Source organism: Acinetobacter soli (assembly GCF_000760595.1).
GTDB lineage: Bacteria > Pseudomonadota > Gammaproteobacteria > Pseudomonadales > Moraxellaceae > Acinetobacter > Acinetobacter soli.
Window position 1 is genome coordinate 346,107 of sequence record NZ_BBNM01000002.1, and the last position, 17,522, is coordinate 363,628.

A 17,522-nucleotide genomic window follows, 5' to 3' on the forward strand; every position below is an offset into this window, starting at 1 on the left:
ACAAGACCAATGACGACATTTTTTAAATTGAGTGTATTACTTTTAGGCACTGCAATCGCACAAATTAGTGCTGCCGAAATTTCATATGAACAAGAACTTAAGCAAGGCTGCGCCAAGATTAAATCCTATGCACAGCTAGGGAAAAAATATTACGATCAGCGCGACTATGCCAAAGCGATCGATCAGTTTGAATTACAGGCGTCATGGACACATTTTTGTATTTTAAATCAGGAAGAAAGTGGCTCTAAATTGACTGCACGCGATATGGATCTGGCCAACAATAATGTGGGGCTCAGTTATGCCAAAAATGGACAGCCGCTCTGGGCGCGTGCATGGTTCTTGCGCGATGGCACGACAGATACCAGTCGTTTTAATTTAAAACAGTTGCCTCCACCTGCAATCTCTAGCAGCCTTGAAGGCACCTATGTACGACCAAATGGTTTCGGGCAATGGAATTACGTTTTTGTCAGCAAAAAAGCCAAAAGCTATCAAATCGATTTTCAAGGTTATTATTTTGGTTTACGCGGTCTGATTTATGGCCCCAATATGGGTAACTTCACGATTCAAATGCCGCTGAGTCAAAAACAGGCACAGTACCGTTATCAAGACTGTAAAATCGATTTAGCATTTAATGCAGATACCAAAATCGGTCAGTTTATTACCATCAAACAAAGTGAAAGTGACTCCGCATGTGGCTTTGGTCACAACGTATTTGCCGATGGCATCTATCAAAAAGTCGAGTCGGACTTAAATCAAAAAACCAGCAAAGGCTCGCCATAACTTCAAAATACGGAAATACCCATACACAATGATGCGTTAATGCGAAAATAGACAGACTTGTATAAATATTTACTTAACTCTATAATTTTTAAAATTTTATTACGATTAAAAAAATCCTTAATAAAAATTAGGGTCTGTCGAGTTTAAGTTATGGTCATTGAAGTTTTTTTACGTGCATTTTTACTGCTTTTTATTTCCGGAATTGGTTGGGGCGTTGGTAAAAGGTTTAAGTTAGATTCTAAAGATATTGCGGCACTCTTGGTCTATGTAATTTCGCCATTTGTTATTTTTTACGCCATTACTGAGTCACCAGCCAACTGGCGCTATTTAAAATATTCTGCTGGTGCTTTCTTATTGGCTTCTTTTATGGCCATGCTGGGGCTGATATTCGCGCGACTCTTCTGGAAAGACAGTCGTGTCCATTTATTTGGTTTTGCCGCAGGAACAGGAAATACGGGTTATTTTGCCTTGCCTCTGGTTTTGGCAATTTTTGATCCAACACAAATCGCGATTGCCATATTTATTATTATTGGCATCAATTTATATGAATTTACAGTTGGCTATTTTATTACGGCAAAAGGCAACAGTACGTATCGAGAAAGTTTGATCAAAGTCATCAAAATGCCAATTATTTATGCGGCGATACTGGGTATATTATTTAAATATCTCGATCTGAATCTTAATCCGATCGTGTCATCATTTTTAAGTAATTTTAAAGGCGCTTATAGTGTTTTAGGAATGATGACGATTGGAATCACCATCGCGAAATTCACCAAGATCGAATTTGACTGGCTCTATTCAATTTTATCAATTTTCTGGAAACATATCGTGTATCCGGTGGTGGGTTTTGTCATTTTCTATCTCATTTTTCCGACTGATATTTTAGTGCTACAAGTGATTGCCTTAATGGTAGCAACACCTATGGCCGCCAATGTGGTGGTGATTTCAAATAATTTAGGTTTACATCCAGAAAAAGCTGCCACTTCGGTGATGCTCAGCACCGTACTTTCCGTCGTGACTGTTCCGCTCGCGCTGTACTTCGTCACTCAGTATTTGTAGGCTTAAATTGTTCTATAAAAAACCCTGTTTTCAAACAGGGTTTTTTTCATTAAACAGCAATATCAGCCAAGTTGCCTTTTTGTTCTAACCAGTGCTTACGGTCGGCTGAGCGCTTCTTGGCCAGTAACTTGTCGAGTAAACCCGCGGTCATGTGTGCATCATCCAGATCCAGCTGAACCAGTCTGCGCGTATCTGGGTCCATGGTGGTTTCACGCAGCTGACTGGCGTTCATTTCACCCAAGCCCTTAAATCGGGTAATTTGCGGATTTTTGGTTTTTAGCTTGCTCAGGATTGAATCGAGTTCTTCATCGTCCAAGGCATAAAACACATCCTTTCCGGCATCGATTCGAAACAAAGGCGGCATGGCCACATACAAATGCCCTTCTTCGACCAAAGCTGGAAAATGCTTTACAAACAAAGCGCACAGCAAAGTGGCAATATGCAAACCATCCGAGTCCGCATCGGCCAGAATACAGACTTTACCGTAGCGCAGTTCTGATAAATCATCACTGCCCGGATCGACACCAATGGCAATCGCAATGTCGTGCACTTCCTGTGAGGCCAGTACCTCATCTGACGACACTTCCCACGTATTTAAAATTTTGCCGCGAATCGGCATGATGGCCTGAAAGTTTTTATCTCGCGCCTGCTTGGCACTGCCCCCTGCCGAGTCACCTTCGACAATAAACAGCTCAGATTCTTCTCGGGTTTGGCCCACACAGTCGGCCAGTTTGCCGGGCAATGCCGGCCCTGAGACTATTTTTTTGCGCTCAACTTTTTTTGCGGCTTTTAAACGACGCCCTGCTTTAGAAATGGCCATTTCCGCCAGTTGCATGGCAATTTCGGCATGCTGATTCAGCCACAGCGCAAAGGCATCTTTGGCAATATTGAGTACAATTCCCGAGGCTTCACGGCTCGATAAACGCTCTTTGGTTTGGCCAGAAAATTGCGGCTCTTGAAACTTAAGCGACAAAATAAAATTCACGCCATCCCAAACATCTTCTGCCGAAAGTTTAAGGTTACGTGGCAATAAGTTACGTAGCTCACAAAACTCACGCAAGGCTTCTGTCACGCCAGAGCGTAAACCATTGACATGCGTACCGCCTTGCGCCGTTGGAATGAGGTTGACATAACTTTCCTGAATCTGCTCGCCACCTTCAACATTCCAGCAAATGGCAAATTCACAGCTGGCGCGCTCTGCCTGTCCGCTACTTAAAAAAGCTGGTGCAGGCAAAATCTCACGATCTTCGAGTTCGTCCATGAGATAATCGACCAAACCATTTTCGAATTGCCATTCGATGGTTTCGTTATTGATTTGATCCTCATAAATAATTTGTAAGCCGGCTGCCAAAACAGCTTTGGCCTTTAAATTGTGCTTGAGTGCTTTCAGTGCAAATTTAGGTGAATCAAAATATTTGGCTTCTGGCCAGAATCGAACCGTGGTTCCGGAGGCACGTTTCGGCGCTTTACCCGTCTGTACTGCTAAAGGGCCAGTCGGTTCACCATGCTCAAATACCATTTTATACAGGTTGCCCTGACGCTGAACATCGACCTCTACCCGGCTCGACAAGGCATTGACCACAGAAATGCCCACACCGTGTAATCCACCAGAAAACTGATAATTATCGGTGCTAAATTTTCCCCCAGCATGCAGCTTGGTCAAAATAATCTCGATACCGCTTTGGCCATATTCTGGGTGGATATCCACCGGCATGCCTCGACCGTTATCTTCGACCGATAACGAGCCATCTTGATACACGGTGACGCGGATTTTGTTGGCGTGCCCGGCCAATGCTTCATCGACAGCATTGTCAATCACTTCCTGCGCCAGATGGTTTGGTCGTGTTGTATCGGTATACATACCGGGACGACGACGAACCGGATCTAAACCTGACAAAACTTCAAGTGACTGAGCCGTATATTGTGACACGTTGGGGGACTTCCTTTATTTTAGCGAATAGGATAAAAATGCCAGAATAAATGGCAGTTTTTTTTCAAAATCTTCCATGGCATGGTTACCATGTGCATCCGTGAAAATCAAGGATACAGGCGATGACTGAGTATAATAGCGCTGTGCTTCGCGATAATCCAAAACTTCGTCGCCCTGTTGTAACAGCACGAGTATTTTGTCGGCAACCTCGATTTGAGCGACCGCGATCTGTTCAAGTTCAATCAGTTGCTGATGATCAAGCGTCCAGCCAGCTGCCACGGTATATGGCAAGGCTTCATCTGCAAACAGCTCGCGAAACAGTTGCCATGGTCGCATGGCCGGATTAATGAGCACAGCAGGCAGATGATGTTTTGCGACAAGTTGAGTCGCATAAAAGCCGCCCAGACTACTGCCGACCAGCGCGACATCGGAAAGTGATTCAACCAATTGATCAAGTTTTTGCATGACCTGAAGCGGCGGCAGATTTAGATCGGGTAAATGTACAGATACCTCTGGATCGTTCTCGGCAAATTGCTTGAGCTGCTGCCCCTTGATGGACTGCGGGCTGCTTCTAAAGCCATGTAAGTAGATCAGATTCATCACGGCGAACCACGTATAATGAGTAAAAACGGTAAGGCTATATAGGTTTTTTGTTGCAATACGCGATTGTCAGACAAAAAACATCTCTCTACGCGCCATTCATCAGTATGTTGAAACATTGCACTGTATAGCGCTTAAGATGACATATAAACTGTTTTATAGCCTGAAGCATATGAAAAATAAAGTATCGGGCCTTGTGAGTCGGGGAAAATAATCATGACCAGTCTAACTCCACTTCATGAGACATATTGCAAATGGGACCGTACACCGCCCAGTCAAGCGGATGTACTTGAAGGCCTTGCGCAACTGGTGAGCACCAGCTTGTGGGGGGTGCATGATATTGTGCAAATCATTCATCATGAAATTTTAAAAAATACGCTGGGGATGAGCGAACAACAATCCAGCCGGTTTTTGCGTATTCCGCAAGTTCAGAATATCTACACCTTTTCATACAGCATGCTGCAGCGTTATGGCCGTATGTTTATTGCACCCAGCTTGCGTCGTATTATCGAAAAATTTCCAATTTTGCATGACAAACCGCTGACCCCGATGCTGCATTTTTTGGTGGGCGCATTAAACGGTGTGCTCGGTGATTATTTACTCAAATATCAAAATCCGTTGGCACTTCCGATGGTGCTTTATGATCATTATGGCGCCTTGCAACAAGGTGATCTGGCTGGCCGTGTGGTAATTTTTGTGCATGGCCTGTGCATGAATCATACCGATTGGTCAAACCGTAATTTTGGCGGCATTGGAGAGCGGCTGCTGGCCCAGCGCGACAACAATTTTATGTTGTATCTGAATTACAATACGGGTCGGCGTATTTCTGCCAATGGCCGTAGCCTGTCAAATACACTTGAAGATCTGATTAACCGAAATCCGGGCATTACCAGTATTGATTTAATCGGTCATAGTATGGGTGGACTGGTGTCGCGCAGTGCGCTGTTTTATGGCAAGCAAAATATGTATCGCTGGATACAGATGGTCGATAATCTGGTCTGTATTGGCTCGCCTCACCACGGCGCGGTACTTGAGCGTTTTGGCTTTTCATTGCAAGATCGACTCGGGCGCTTTCCCTTTGTGAAGTTAATTGGCCATCTGGTCAATATTCGCAGCAACGGGATTTTAGACTTGCGTCATGGCAGTGTCCGAGATGATGACTGGGAACATTTAGAAGCCCGAATTGGGCTCATGGATGACAATCGTAAACCGGCTCCACTGCCGTCTCATATCAATACCTTTTTAATTGCGGGCACAGTCGAGTTTAAAAACGTTAAAAACAAGGCCCTGTCGATTATTGGAGATTATCTGGTCAGTGTAAAAAGTGCTTTGGGCGAACATCCCAATCCACGCTTTCATTTAAAAGTTCCCGATGCCCACAAAGCGGTTTTTAATGGACTGAACCATTTTGAAATTCAGTACCATTCGAGTGTTGCAGAGCAGATCACACGCTGGTTTTATCCTGAGCATCAAGATTATGTCACCACAGGTGTCCAAACGCATATGATCAATGTTCCTCAGCATTCAACGCCATCACTTCATGGCATTGCGGAAACCTAAAATCAACTCGAAAAAAATCCCGAATGATGCAACATCATTCGGGATTGTGTATTGCATTTCTATTTTTTCTTGGCGTAGATCGGGTAATGGCGTAAAAGCTGCCACACGCAGATCGCCAAGATGAGCACAAAATACGCCAAAGACCATACCGGTAAGGACTGACCCAGAAAGGTCCAGTCAATTGCGGCACACTCACCAGAGCCTTGTAACACTTGCTGCATGACAGTTTTAAGTGGCAATGCATCGAGCAAATAGTTCAGGCCCGGCCCACAGCTAGGTACTTGATCAGGTGGTAACGTCTGTAACCAGACATGACGCGATGCCACACCCACCGACCACAAAATCCCCACTGACGCCAAGAAGGCATAAAAGCGTTTCACTGCATTCGAAACTGGATTATGCAAAAATGCGATCAGTGCAATGATGCCCATCGCCATCAGTCCGACACGCTGAAAAATACACAGCGGGCAAGGTTCAAGTCCTTTTACATGCTCCAAGTAGAGCGCAAAAGACATGCCGACAATACTGGCCAGAACCAATACACCACTTACGAAGCGATAACTCCACTGCATGCGCATTCCTCAAAATTGTTATCGAAATTGAGCAAGATAATCCTCAAAGCTGAGCGAGGATTCTTGTTCGAGTTGATACTGTTGTTGACGTGACTGTTGAGCAAGCTGCTCGAAATAGGCTTGTTTTTCAGCACTTAACGAATATTGATCATAGATATTTGCATGTTGCTCGGCCAAAACACTGCCAAAGCTCCATGTTCCACCGTGGGTCAAGGTGTCTTTTATCACTTGTGCCGACAAAGACTGATTCACGTCATCAATGCGCTGCTGCATAACGCGCAAAGCATCACTGTACAACGATGTCTGGTAGCTTTCATCGAGTAACTCGGCACAGGCTTGCATTTCATTCACATGCTGACGCGCCCAGTCACGTACAGCGTAAACTCCGTCAGAGGTCTCAATTTGAGCCGTTTTCGCGCGACCCCGATTGACCACTTCAGTTTGGTTACGCTCAATCATATCTTGCTCATCACTCTCAAGTGGCGGGCTGTCCAGAAGCAAGCAATACAAAGCGAGTACCTCTAAAAAGCCTGCTGTGTTTTCATCAATTCCGATCGGACTATACGGATTGACATCAACAGCACGCAACTCTACATAGCCAACCCCACGGTTGCGTAACGCATCCGATGGCGTTTCACCGCCTTGCGGCACCTGCTTTGGGCGCACCAGACTGTAATATTCGTTTTCGATTTGCAGCACATGATCATTAATCTGGATCGGCTTACCTTGAGCATCATTTAAGCCCAGCGCGCTAAAGGCCTCATACGGCGTTTTTACCGCATTTTGCAAACCTTCCAGATATCCATTTAGATTGTTGTAATGAATGCCGAGTTTCTTCTGGGCCGAGTTTTGATAACCCAGACGGCCCATTCTCAATGCGGTTGCATCGGGTAAATATAATGTTCCACGAACCAGTGGCAGCAAATGATGCTCGCGTCCAGTCAGAAAACAGCGGCATACGGACGGACTGGCCCCAACCAAAAAAATTACCAGTGGCGTCAGGCGGATAAAATTACGAATCAGGGCAAAATAGCGATGGCTTCGATAATCTTGCAAGTTCATCTGCTGAAGCGCGTGGTCGGTTTCATGCGCCTGCAAGGCTTCAAACAACGTGTCTGGAAATGACAGATTGTAATGCACACCCGAAATAGTTTGCATACGACGGCCGTAGCGTACACCTAGCCCGCGTCGATACAGCGTTTTAAAGCGACCAATATTGGATGTGCCATAATTGGCCAGCGGAATTTGTTCTTCTTCATCATCGAGCATACATGGCATTGAAAGTGGCCATAACTTCTCACCTTCATCGAGATGCCCATGCACCACCGCATGAATGTCTTTAAGTTCGCTTAAAACTTCTTCAATACTGGCTTTGGGCGGTGTAATAAACTCCATCAAGGCTTCAGAGTAATCGGTGGTGATGCGTGAATGCGTCAGTGCCGAGCCCAGACCGTGCGGATGGGGTTGCTGTGATAAAAAGCCGTTGCCTTGCATGCGCAAGCTCTCGCGCTCGATGCCCCGCAACATGCCGTTTAATAATGACGAATCCACCCAAGTTTGCACTACAGATTGAGAGGTCGAATTGGGTTGACTCATGGACAATGCTCGCTAATGATAGAACTACTACACAAAATCATAATGTTATTAGTATAACGTGAATTATGTTGGGCATAGCAGCGGCAAAACTAATTTCGAAAAAATTGAATATTTTCATTTCGGCACTTTTTTATCACAAACTTGGTATTTAAGACATGCAAGATTTGTGATTTTATTGAAGAATATCTGCTAAAGAGCTGTAATTTCGATGAATTATCAAGACGTATTGGATTTCTGGTTTGCCCCCGAACACACCGATTTTTGGTATGCCAAAGACCTGGCATTTGATCAGCTGATTCGAACACGTTTTGAGGCAATACATCGGCAGGCCTGTGCCGTCGAGCTTTGGTCATGGCGACACACACCAGAAGGCCGTCTGGCCGAAATCATTGTGCTAGATCAGTTTTCACGCAATCTTTATCGTGACAACGCCAGTGCATTTGCTCAAGATCCACTCGCGCTGGGCCTTGCACAAGAGGCGATCGCGCTCAAACTCGATGCACAGTTAAGCCCAGAGCAGCGCTCATTTTTATATATGCCGTTTATGCACAGTGAATCCAAAGCCATTCATGAGTTTGCGCTCAAACTGTTTCAGCGCTTGGGCAATGAAACCAACCTAAGCTTTGAAAAAAAGCATAAGCAGATTATTGATCGATTTGGCCGCTATCCGCACCGTAACGCCATTTTGGGGCGCACCTCCAGTGCGGAGGAGCTTGAATTTCTTACCCAGCCCGGCAGTCATTTCTGATGTGTCTGGGCTAATTTTGCCTCGTCCTTGTTGGAGGTTGTTATGAAATATCTTCCTGTTTCGATATTGCTTGCCACGAGTCTGGCTTTTACCGGCTGTGCCAGCTTACCGCATAAACCCAGAACCTTCGATCAACTGGGGCAATTTTCCAGTTATCCGCTCAATAGCCAAAGTTTTCGCATTGGATTTAAAGCGGATTCCTCCGTGAGTTATGGCGCCGCAGAAGAAATCACCTTGGTCAAGGCTGCGCAAACAACACTCAAAAATGGCTTTCGCTTTTTTAAGGTGCTGAATGATCCAAGCAATATGGCCCAGAAACCACCGCGTCAGGCTGTAGTGTATTCATCACCAAGTATGTATTACCCTTACGGTTATTACCGACGCCATCCTGCCTTTTGGCCGGATCCATTCTTTGATACCCCACAAGTGGTCAATCTCGATCCGGTTGAAGTGTCTTATACTATTGCATGTTTTAAAGATCAGAAAACAGCGCCTTCAGATGCTTTTGATGCCAATTTGATTCTTCGCTCACTGGGTGCCAAGTATGGTTTGGGCCCAAATGGCGAAGTGCTTATGCCTCAGCCTGCTGCTGCGCCGAATATGCCCAAAAACTGACCCCAAGGACTAAGCAAAGCCTATGCAGCCAGCGTCTACAACCCACTCTCCCAACCTCCACCGTAGCAAACGTCTGGCGACGATCGCGCTGATCAGTGCGGTCGTGATGTGGATTTTGCTGATGATTGCAGCAAAATTCTTCCCTGAATATGCATGGGTGATCCATATTTTTATGCTGGGTGCCGAAGCGGGCGTGGTGGGTGGGCTCGCAGACTGGTATGCCATCACAGTTCTGTTTCGCAATCCTTTTGGAAAAATTCCAATTCCCAAGTTTTTACTTGATCACACCGAAATTATTCCGCGTAATAAAGCCCGAATTGCCGAGTCGATGGGACGCTTTGTACAGGAAAACTTTCTGTCGCCGCAGGTGGTCGAGCAAAGCCTGAACAAGACCGACCTGAGCCTGGCAGTCGGTCAATGGCTTGAAAATCCTAAAAATAATACCCAAGTGGTGCAGTTGATCCAGCAGACCGTGCCGAAATTATTTGAATTTGTAGGGCAGCAGCAAATCGCGCAGTTTATTCAGAGTAACAGCGTAGAGTGGGTAAAAAGTACTAAAATCAATGCACTGGCCAGCGAAATGCTGCGTGCGGTGCTTGAAAATGACTTTCATCAGGATGTGTTGCAGCGTGGTCTAGATCTCGCACATGAATGGATTGTGACGCACCCAGAACAAGCCCGTGAACTGACCCGTACCTTGTTTAAAGAGCTGGGGGTATGGAAACTGGCCAAAGGAGCCAGCTGGATTGGAATTGATGTACAACAACGTACCATCGATTCACTGATCGAAAAAGTGGAATCGATGCTGGCCGATCCTGAACATCCGTGGCGCCAAGGTATTGAAGAATATACCCAAACCCTGATGCTGCAACTTTCGGATGGTCAAAGTGATGCCAGCCAGCGCCTCAATGCAGGCAAAGATGCCTTGCTGGACAGTCCACAGGTCTTAAATTTTATCAGCGGTGCCGTGGTGATTTTATGTGATGCCGTGAAGCGCGATTTACTTAAAGCCGACTCTGGCATTGCACACAACTTGCAGGTGGCCATTCAGCAGGTGGGGCATAATCTGGTTCAAAACGCGGCCGTGCGTCAGGTACTTAACGAGAAAATGACTGGCTTGGCCATCGTCTTTAGTGATCAGTACAGCGATAAAATTATTCGCTACATCAGTGAACGCATTCACGAATGGGATTCCAGCGAAATGATCGGAAAGATTGAAAATGAAGTGGGTGGCGATTTACACATGATCCGGGTCAATGGCGTGGTCGTGGGTGCCTTTATTGGACTGACGCTCGGGATTATCCGTGCATTGTTCGATTATATGCTATAACCGATTGATCATTATTGCGTGGACATTCAACCAATGCAGCCCCTTCAGTTTAAGCTGGCCAATCAGGGTGTGACCATTTTCAGCACCATGACTGCTCTGGCGCAGCGCCTTAAAGCCATTAATCTGTCTCAGGGATTTCCTGACTTTGCCGCACCCGATGCACTGATTGAAGCCCTGTGTGATGCGACACGCAGTGGTTATAATCAATATGCACCAGGCGATGGCTGGCTGCCCCTAAGGGAACAGGTTGCAGCATTGTTTCTGAGCCGCGATCAGCTCCTGATTGATCCTGTGCATGAAGTAACCATCACGCCGGGAGCCACCATTGGGATTTTTGCAGCGATTCAAGCGGTGGTGCAGGCAGGCGATGAAGTGATTGTATTTGATCCCAGCTATGACAGTTACGCACCGGCAGTGCGGGTCGCGGGTGGAATTCCGGTCCATATTGCGCTTAAGGCACCCAATTTTGCGGTGGACTGGAGCGAGGTGAAGGCCGCAATCCGCCCACATACCCGCATGATTATTGTCAATACCCCGCATAATCCCACTGGAACATTATGGTCATTAGACGACTGGCAGCAGCTGATTGAGCTGATCGAACAACATGACTTACTGGTGTTGTCCGATGAAGTCTATGAGCATCTGGTCTTCGATCAGCAGCGTCATTATAGCGCATTGCATTTTCCAGCGCTCAGGGCACGTAGTTTTGTGGTGGGTTCATTTGGCAAAACCTTTCATGTGACTGGCTGGAAAACCGGCTACTGCGTGGCCAGTCCAGTGCTCATGCAGGGCTTTCGGCAAATTTATCAATATGCCAATTTTTGTGGCAATACCCCAGCACAAGTTGCCTTGGCTGAGTACATGCGCCAGCACCCCACTCATATTCCAGCACTTCCTGATTTTTATCAGGCCAAACGCGATCTGTTTAATCAAGGGCTCAGCACAAGCCATTTTCAGTTTACGCCCACACCGGGAACATATTTCCAATGCGTCGATTACAGCGCTATTCGACCCGATTTAACCGATGTGGAGATGTGCTATTTCTTGGCTGAACAGTATGGTGTGGTGGCTATTCCCTTAAGTGTTTTTTATCAATCACCCGATCCGAAGATGCGTTTAATCCGCTTCTGCTTTGCAAAAACAGAACAGACACTCACACAAGCGACACAGCGTCTTGCAGAGTGCTCGCCTTGGCTATCATAAAATAGAAAATATATTCACTATACCCTACCCCGCACGTGCTATTTTGAAATCAAAGATCAATAAAATCGCACGTGCCAAGGAGAGCCAATGTCCCCAAAACGCTCGTTGATTACAGAGCAGAAGTTATGGAAAACTTTTTTAATTTTTTTGCTTCCTTTAATTGCAACCAATACCTTACAAAGTCTATCGGGAACCATTAATACCGTCTTTGTCGGACAAATGATGGGTGTCAATGCCGTTGCGGCAGTGGCCGTCTTTTTTCCAATTCTGTTTTGTATGATGGCGTTTATTATTGGGCTATCGGCAGGCTCTACAGTCTTAATTGGTCAGGCTTGGGGCGCACAAAATATTGAAAAAGTCCGAACCGTAGTCGGCTCTACGTTGTTTATGACCCTCATCATAGGTTGTGTGATTGCAGGACTCGGCGTGTTCTTTAGCCGTGAAATTCTGACCCTTCTGGGCACCGATGCCAAAGTGATGCATTTGTCGTTGCCCTATGTGCAATGGATGCTGGCGGGTAGTCCGCTGTTGTTTGTCTATATTATTTATACCTCGATCTTACGTGGTGTAGGCGACAGCATCACGCCACTGATTGCGCTTGGTATGACCAGCTTGATTGGACTGGTGATCACACCCGTGTTAATCGGCGGTTATTTTGGTTTTCCCAAAATGGGCATTGTCTCACCCGCCATCGCAACTATTTTCGGTTATGTACTGGTTTTAGGGTTTCTGGCGATTTACCTGAATAAAAAGAATCATCCGCTGAAGCCTGACTGGGCACTGCTGCGTCATATTCGGCATAACCGCGAAGTCAGTCCACTGATTTTACGTTTGGGTATTCCAACCGGTATTCAGATGATCACCACCTCGGTGGCCGGACTGGTCATTGTCGGGCTGGTCAATCGCTTCGGTGCCAATGCAACTGCGGCCTATGGTGCAGTGAATCAAGTGTTGAATTATATTCAGTTTCCGGCACTCTCTATCTCGATTGCGGCTTCTATTTTTGGGGCACAAGCAATTGGTATGGGGAAATCGGATCTATTGTCCCGAGTCACGCGTACGGCTTTAGGAATGAACATCGCCATTACTGGTAGTCTGGTGGTTTTAGCGTATTTATTTTCAAAGTACTTAATGGCACTGTTTATCACTGATCCAAGTGTGGTCGAGTTGGGTCAAGAATTGCTGTTTATTGTACTCTGGTCGATTTTATTTTTTGGCGCCGGTTCAATTTTTGCCTCGATCATGCGTGCCAGCGGGACAGTGAATGTGCCGATGATCATCAATATTGTGGCCATTTTATTGATTGAAGTCCCTTGTGCTTATTGGTTCAGTTCAATGTGGGGCTTAAAAGGTATCTGGATTGCTTATGCGCTGGCTTTTGTATGCTTGAGTTTTTTACAGGCGGCTTATTATCAGTTTGTCTGGAAGAAAAAGGCCGTTCGCGCACTGATTTAATTAGGGCGATAAAAAAGGACCGATACAGTATCGGTCCTTTTTTTCAGCGCATAGCATGAAATACTTAGAATTTTTTACTCATCGACGTCGCCAGTGCAGTCACTTTCTGGTATCCCGTTGGGAACAGACGCTGCATTAGATCCAGTGTCTTGGCATCGTTACCAATCAGTACACGGCGCTTGTCTTTACGCACCGCATCTAAGATTTGGCGAGCCGCCTCTTCAGGTGGACAACGCAACAGCTTATTAAACGATTTGATCGATTTTTCCGGATGCATTCCCAGTGTTTTCAAGCTGTCATTCATTTTGGCAGCGTTGGCAATATTGGTTCGAATTCCTCCCGGATGAACACATAATGCGCTCACGCCACAATTTTCAATATCCAGTTCTTGACGCAACGATTCGGTAAAGCCACGTACTGCAAATTTTGATGCATTATAAGCCGATTGGGTGGGCTGCGCCGTCAAACCAAAAAGACTGGAAATATTGATAATATGCCCCTCTTTGCTTTGTTTAATCAGCGGCAAAAACTCTTTGGTGCCATAAATCACGCCCCAAAAGTTAATGTTCATTATCCATTCCAGATCTTCATAGCTTTCGCCTTCAACTGTTGAACCAAGCGCGACACCGGCATTATTGAAGATCATATTGACCGAGCCGTGGTTTTGCACGGTTTCTTGTGCCCACTGCTTAACAGCGTGGCGGTCGGCCACGTCGACTTTTTTGGTGGTCACGCGAATTTGATAGGGTTTGAGTAGCGCAACTGTGGCCTCTAAGCCTGCTTCGTTTACATCACTCAACGACAAGTGACAGCCTTCTTTTGCAAGCAATAGCGCCAATTGCTGACCAATCCCTGAACCTGCACCGGTAATCGCTGCCACTTTATTTTTAAAATTTTTCATGTTCGCTTCCTTCAAGTTTGAGCGATTGACCCATTTTGCCACGTCGCACTCAACATCACTATATTTTTGACAATCCACATTGTCAATATAGTCCAAGTACCAGCAAATACCAACACCAGCCGATGACTGATTCGGTCATTTGTAAAAAAACTTGCTACACTAACAACAGACTTTCGGAGAACCCTTGCAGCGATGACCGCAGCCAAACTTGATCGACACAGTGCGTCGTCTTCCAAAAAAAAATCGCAGGAGCGCCAGTTTAAGGGGCTGTCCCTGACCGAGCGGAAAACGGCAAGACGAGAAAAACTTATCGAAGCTGGAATTGAAGCCTATGGCACTTCAGGCTTTTTTTCTGTAACCGTCAAAGACATTTGTAATCAAGCCAAGCTCACAGAGCGTTACTTTTACGAATCTTTTAAAAAGAGCGAAGACCTGTTTCAGACGATCTTTTTAAAACAGATCGAAACGCTGCAAAATAATGTGATGCAAGCCGTCATGAAACACAACGCCACGCCGGAAAACATGATCGATGCGGGCTTAACTGCCCTCTTGCGCACGCTTAAAGACGATCCACGCTTGGCACGTATTATTTATATCGATGCCATGCTGGTACAGGAATTACATAATCAGGCCACCATACAAGAAACCATGATGCGTTTTGATCGCATGATTCAGGCACTGGTGATGCTGAGCATGCCCAATCTGCGTTATAGCGAGCAAGAGCTTTCACTGGTTTCTTCAGGTCTGAACGGTTATGTCACACAGGTGGCGATTCGCTGGGTGATGGGTGGCTTCAAACAATCTCTAGATGATGTGCTGTTTGCCTGCCGGATTGTGTTTGTGTCGCTGCTGGAAAAGCTGTCACACGATCCGGCTCAATCTAAAACTTGACCACAGCCTAGATCGATGAAATCTCAATGACGACGCCCGTATTAAACGATCGGATTGTGGGTTTATTTGTCACAATTCATTGCAAAAATCCACTTCAGTGCAATTTTTGCAATGATACTGTCATAATTAATCTTTGTAATAAGCCTGTCATAAATAAAAGCGGTTTACCGTTTGAACCCCTATAGGATATTGCGCTGTGAAAGATGACTATATTTTAATCGTCGATGATGAATTACCCATCCGCGAAATGATCCATACCTCTTTGGATATGGCAGGCTTTCAATGTTTGCAGGCAGAAGATGCGAAACAGGCACATCAGATGATTGTCGATCAGCGCCCAGTTCTGGTATTACTCGACTGGATGTTACCCGGCGGGATCAGTGGGGTCGATCTGTGTCGCCGTCTGAAACGTGACGAAAATCTGGCTGAAATTCCAGTGATTATGCTCACTGCACGTGGCGAAGAAGACCATAAGGTACAAGGCCTAGATGCAGGTGCAGACGACTACATGACCAAACCGTTTTCCACACGTGAATTGGTTTCTCGTATTAAAGCCGTGTTGCGTCGTGCCAATGCACTCAGCGGTGAAAAAGTAATTGATGCCAACGGCTTGATTTTAGATCCAGTCAGTCAGCGTGTCAGTTTTGGCAGCAATATCTTAGACATGGGGCCAACCGAGTATCGTCTTTTGGCCTTTTTTATGACCCATCCTGAACGCGCCTATACCCGCGCACAGTTGCTCGATCAGGTCTGGGGTGGCAATGTTTATATTGAAGACCGAACTATTGATGTACATATCCGACGCTTGCGTAAGGTACTCGAACCTTTTGGTGTCGATCGTTTTGTACAGACCGTGCGTGGCACGGGATATCGCTTCTCGACCCGCGCAGATTTGGCAGCAGGCTAAGACTTGACTATGTACGAACCGTATCCTGTCCCCGAACTGGCACGTGAGCATAAACGTTTTCGTTACAGTAGCTTATGGGCATTTGCCAAACAGGATTTACGCCTACTGGCCTTTCTTCTGGTGATTGCCGCCTGTATTGGTCTGGGTTTAGGCTACTTTTGGGCCGGTATTTTTATTGCCTTTCTGATTTTTTTTGGCTTGCAGCTTCGGTCGTTGTACATTGTCAATGAATGGATCTCGAATCGTCCCTACGATACCCCGCCCAATTTAAACGGTATCTGGGGCGCGTTGTTATTCAATGTATATCGCGCACAGCGTCAAGAGCGGATTGTACAGGCCGAAATGGTCGGACTGATTGACCGTGCGCAATCGTCATTGATTGCACTCAATGAAGCCGTGGTGCTAATTGATGACCTGCACCAGATTGAATGGTGTAACCCAGCGGCAGAAGGTTTACTGGGCATCAAGATTCTCGATCGCGGTCACAATATTTTAAGTATTTTACGCCAGCCCAAATTTATTGAATATTTTAATCATATTGATCAGGCGCCCGACGGCATCAAAATCAAATCGTCGTTGTTTGACGATCAGTATGTACAGATCAAACTGACTCGTTTTGGCGAGCAAAGTCGTTTGCTGGTGGCCTACGATGTTACTCGAATTCACAATCTTGAGCAGATGCGTAAAGATTTTGTCGACAATATTTCGCATGAATTGCGTACGCCTCTGACCGTTTTGAGCGGCTATATCGAAACATTCACCGATCAGGAAGATTTAAATCCACGCTGGAAACGCGCTTTCGATCAAATGCAATCACAAACCAAACGCATGAATGCACTGGTGAATGATCTGCTGTTACTTTCGAATCTGGAAAATAATAAAACCATTGCCAAAAATCAGATCATTGAAATGCCAAGTCTGATGAATCAGCTTTTTGACGACGCCCAAGCCTACAATGTTGACTACGGACATACCCTAAATCTGGATATCGACAGCCACTGTGATCTGATTGGCTCCGATATGGAAATTGCCAGCGCCTTTAGTAATCTGATCACCAATGCCATCAAGTACACGCCCAAGGGCGGAATTATTACCATTGGTTGGCACGACGATGGCGAACACGGCTACTTTACCGTACAAGACAACGGCATTGGTATAGATCCCAAACACTTGCCGCGTTTGACCGAACGTTTTTACCGTGTCGACAGTGCCCGCAGCCGTGCCACAGGCGGAACGGGCCTTGGGCTAGCTATCGTTAAACATGTGCTGATGCAGCACGGCGCTTATCTCGATGTCGTATCTAAAGAAAATGAAGGTTCGACGTTCAAGGCCATTTTCCCCAAAGAACGTTTGTACCAGATGATGTAAACACACC

The 17,522-nt window shown here is 45.9% G+C and carries 16 protein-coding genes; 11 read left to right on the forward strand and 5 right to left on the reverse strand.

The features are described from left to right. Nucleotides 1–9: 9 nt before the first annotated feature. Together Aso01_RS03975 and Aso01_RS03980 are read left to right on the forward strand one after the other, a co-directional pair. Nucleotides 10–780 (forward strand): hypothetical protein, encoded by a 771-nt coding sequence (locus Aso01_RS03975; protein WP_004933812.1) that lies wholly within the window; start codon nt 10–12, stop codon nt 778–780. A gap of 150 nt (nt 781–930) precedes the next feature. After that, nucleotides 931–1,839 carry an AEC family transporter gene (locus tag Aso01_RS03980; RefSeq protein ID WP_004933810.1) on the forward strand — a complete coding sequence of 303 codons (909 nt, stop codon included), beginning with the start codon at nt 931–933 and terminating at the stop codon, nt 1,837–1,839. Between the two features lie 49 nt (nt 1,840–1,888). Here Aso01_RS03980 and parE read toward each other — a convergent pair whose 3' ends face one another. Both parE and Aso01_RS03990 read right to left on the reverse strand, forming a co-directional pair. Continuing rightward, a complete protein-coding gene (gene parE / locus Aso01_RS03985; protein ID WP_004933809.1) occupies nt 1,889–3,769 on the reverse strand; it encodes a DNA topoisomerase IV subunit B in 1,881 nt (626 codons plus the stop codon). Between the two features lie 15 nt (nt 3,770–3,784). Then, nucleotides 3,785–4,369 carry a YqiA/YcfP family alpha/beta fold hydrolase gene (locus Aso01_RS03990; RefSeq protein ID WP_004933807.1) on the reverse strand — a complete coding sequence of 195 codons (585 nt, stop codon included), beginning with the start codon at nt 4,367–4,369 and terminating at the stop codon, nt 3,785–3,787. A 216-nt stretch (nt 4,370–4,585) separates the two neighbouring features. Between Aso01_RS03990 and Aso01_RS03995 the strand changes: the two genes are divergently transcribed. Beyond that, nucleotides 4,586–5,929, forward strand: a complete 1,344-nt coding sequence (locus tag Aso01_RS03995; RefSeq protein WP_004933805.1) for a GPI inositol-deacylase — start codon at nt 4,586–4,588, stop codon at nt 5,927–5,929. A 59-nt stretch (nt 5,930–5,988) separates the two neighbouring features. Here the strand turns inward: Aso01_RS03995 and Aso01_RS04000 are convergent, their stop codons facing one another. Next, nucleotides 5,989–6,501: a disulfide bond formation protein B gene (locus Aso01_RS04000; RefSeq protein ID WP_004933803.1), complete on the reverse strand. Its 513-nt coding sequence runs from the start codon at nt 6,499–6,501 to the stop codon at nt 5,989–5,991. 18 nt (nt 6,502–6,519) lie between these two features. Beyond that, nucleotides 6,520–8,097 (reverse strand): glutamate--cysteine ligase, encoded by a 1,578-nt coding sequence (gshA, locus tag Aso01_RS04005; protein ID WP_004933801.1) that lies wholly within the window; start codon nt 8,095–8,097, stop codon nt 6,520–6,522. 208 nt (nt 8,098–8,305) lie between these two features. Here gshA and Aso01_RS04010 point away from each other — a divergent pair, with 208 nt between their 5' ends. The 5 genes from Aso01_RS04010 to Aso01_RS04030 all read left to right on the forward strand — a co-directional run bounded on the left by Aso01_RS04010 (nt 8,306) and on the right by Aso01_RS04030 (nt 13,448). Then, a complete protein-coding gene (locus Aso01_RS04010) occupies nt 8,306–8,845 on the forward strand; it encodes a DUF924 family protein (RefSeq protein WP_004933797.1) in 540 nt (179 codons plus the stop codon). A 42-nt stretch (nt 8,846–8,887) separates the two neighbouring features. Beyond that, nucleotides 8,888–9,460 carry a CC0125/CC1285 family lipoprotein gene (locus Aso01_RS04015; RefSeq protein ID WP_004933793.1) on the forward strand — a complete coding sequence of 191 codons (573 nt, stop codon included), beginning with the start codon at nt 8,888–8,890 and terminating at the stop codon, nt 9,458–9,460. Between the two features lie 22 nt (nt 9,461–9,482). Then, on the forward strand, nt 9,483–10,790 hold the full coding sequence (locus tag Aso01_RS04020) for a DUF445 domain-containing protein (protein ID WP_004933790.1): 1,308 nt from the start codon (nt 9,483–9,485) through the stop codon (nt 10,788–10,790). A 33-nt stretch (nt 10,791–10,823) separates the two neighbouring features. After that, the gene (locus tag Aso01_RS04025; protein ID WP_004933787.1) at nt 10,824–11,993 is read left to right on the forward strand and encodes a methionine aminotransferase; all 1,170 of its coding nucleotides are present in this window, start codon (nt 10,824–10,826) and stop codon (nt 11,991–11,993) included. An 87-nt stretch (nt 11,994–12,080) separates the two neighbouring features. Next, on the forward strand, nt 12,081–13,448 hold the full coding sequence (locus Aso01_RS04030) for an MATE family efflux transporter (protein WP_004933784.1): 1,368 nt from the start codon (nt 12,081–12,083) through the stop codon (nt 13,446–13,448). 64 nt (nt 13,449–13,512) lie between these two features. Here the strand turns inward: Aso01_RS04030 and Aso01_RS04035 are convergent, their stop codons facing one another. Continuing rightward, entirely contained in the window at nt 13,513–14,349 is an 837-nt protein-coding gene (locus Aso01_RS04035; RefSeq protein ID WP_004933779.1) for an SDR family NAD(P)-dependent oxidoreductase, read from the reverse strand. Between the two features lie 192 nt (nt 14,350–14,541). Here Aso01_RS04035 and Aso01_RS04040 point away from each other — a divergent pair, with 192 nt between their 5' ends. From Aso01_RS04040 to phoR, 3 genes are all read left to right on the forward strand, one after another. Continuing rightward, a complete protein-coding gene (locus tag Aso01_RS04040) occupies nt 14,542–15,240 on the forward strand; it encodes a TetR/AcrR family transcriptional regulator (protein WP_004933776.1) in 699 nt (232 codons plus the stop codon). Between the two features lie 196 nt (nt 15,241–15,436). Beyond that, nucleotides 15,437–16,147 (forward strand): phosphate regulon transcriptional regulator PhoB, encoded by a 711-nt coding sequence (gene phoB, locus Aso01_RS04045; RefSeq protein ID WP_004933773.1) that lies wholly within the window; start codon nt 15,437–15,439, stop codon nt 16,145–16,147. Between the two features lie 9 nt (nt 16,148–16,156). Further along, a complete protein-coding gene (gene phoR, locus Aso01_RS04050) occupies nt 16,157–17,515 on the forward strand; it encodes a phosphate regulon sensor histidine kinase PhoR (RefSeq protein ID WP_004933769.1) in 1,359 nt (452 codons plus the stop codon). Nucleotides 17,516–17,522 lie beyond the last annotated feature (7 nt).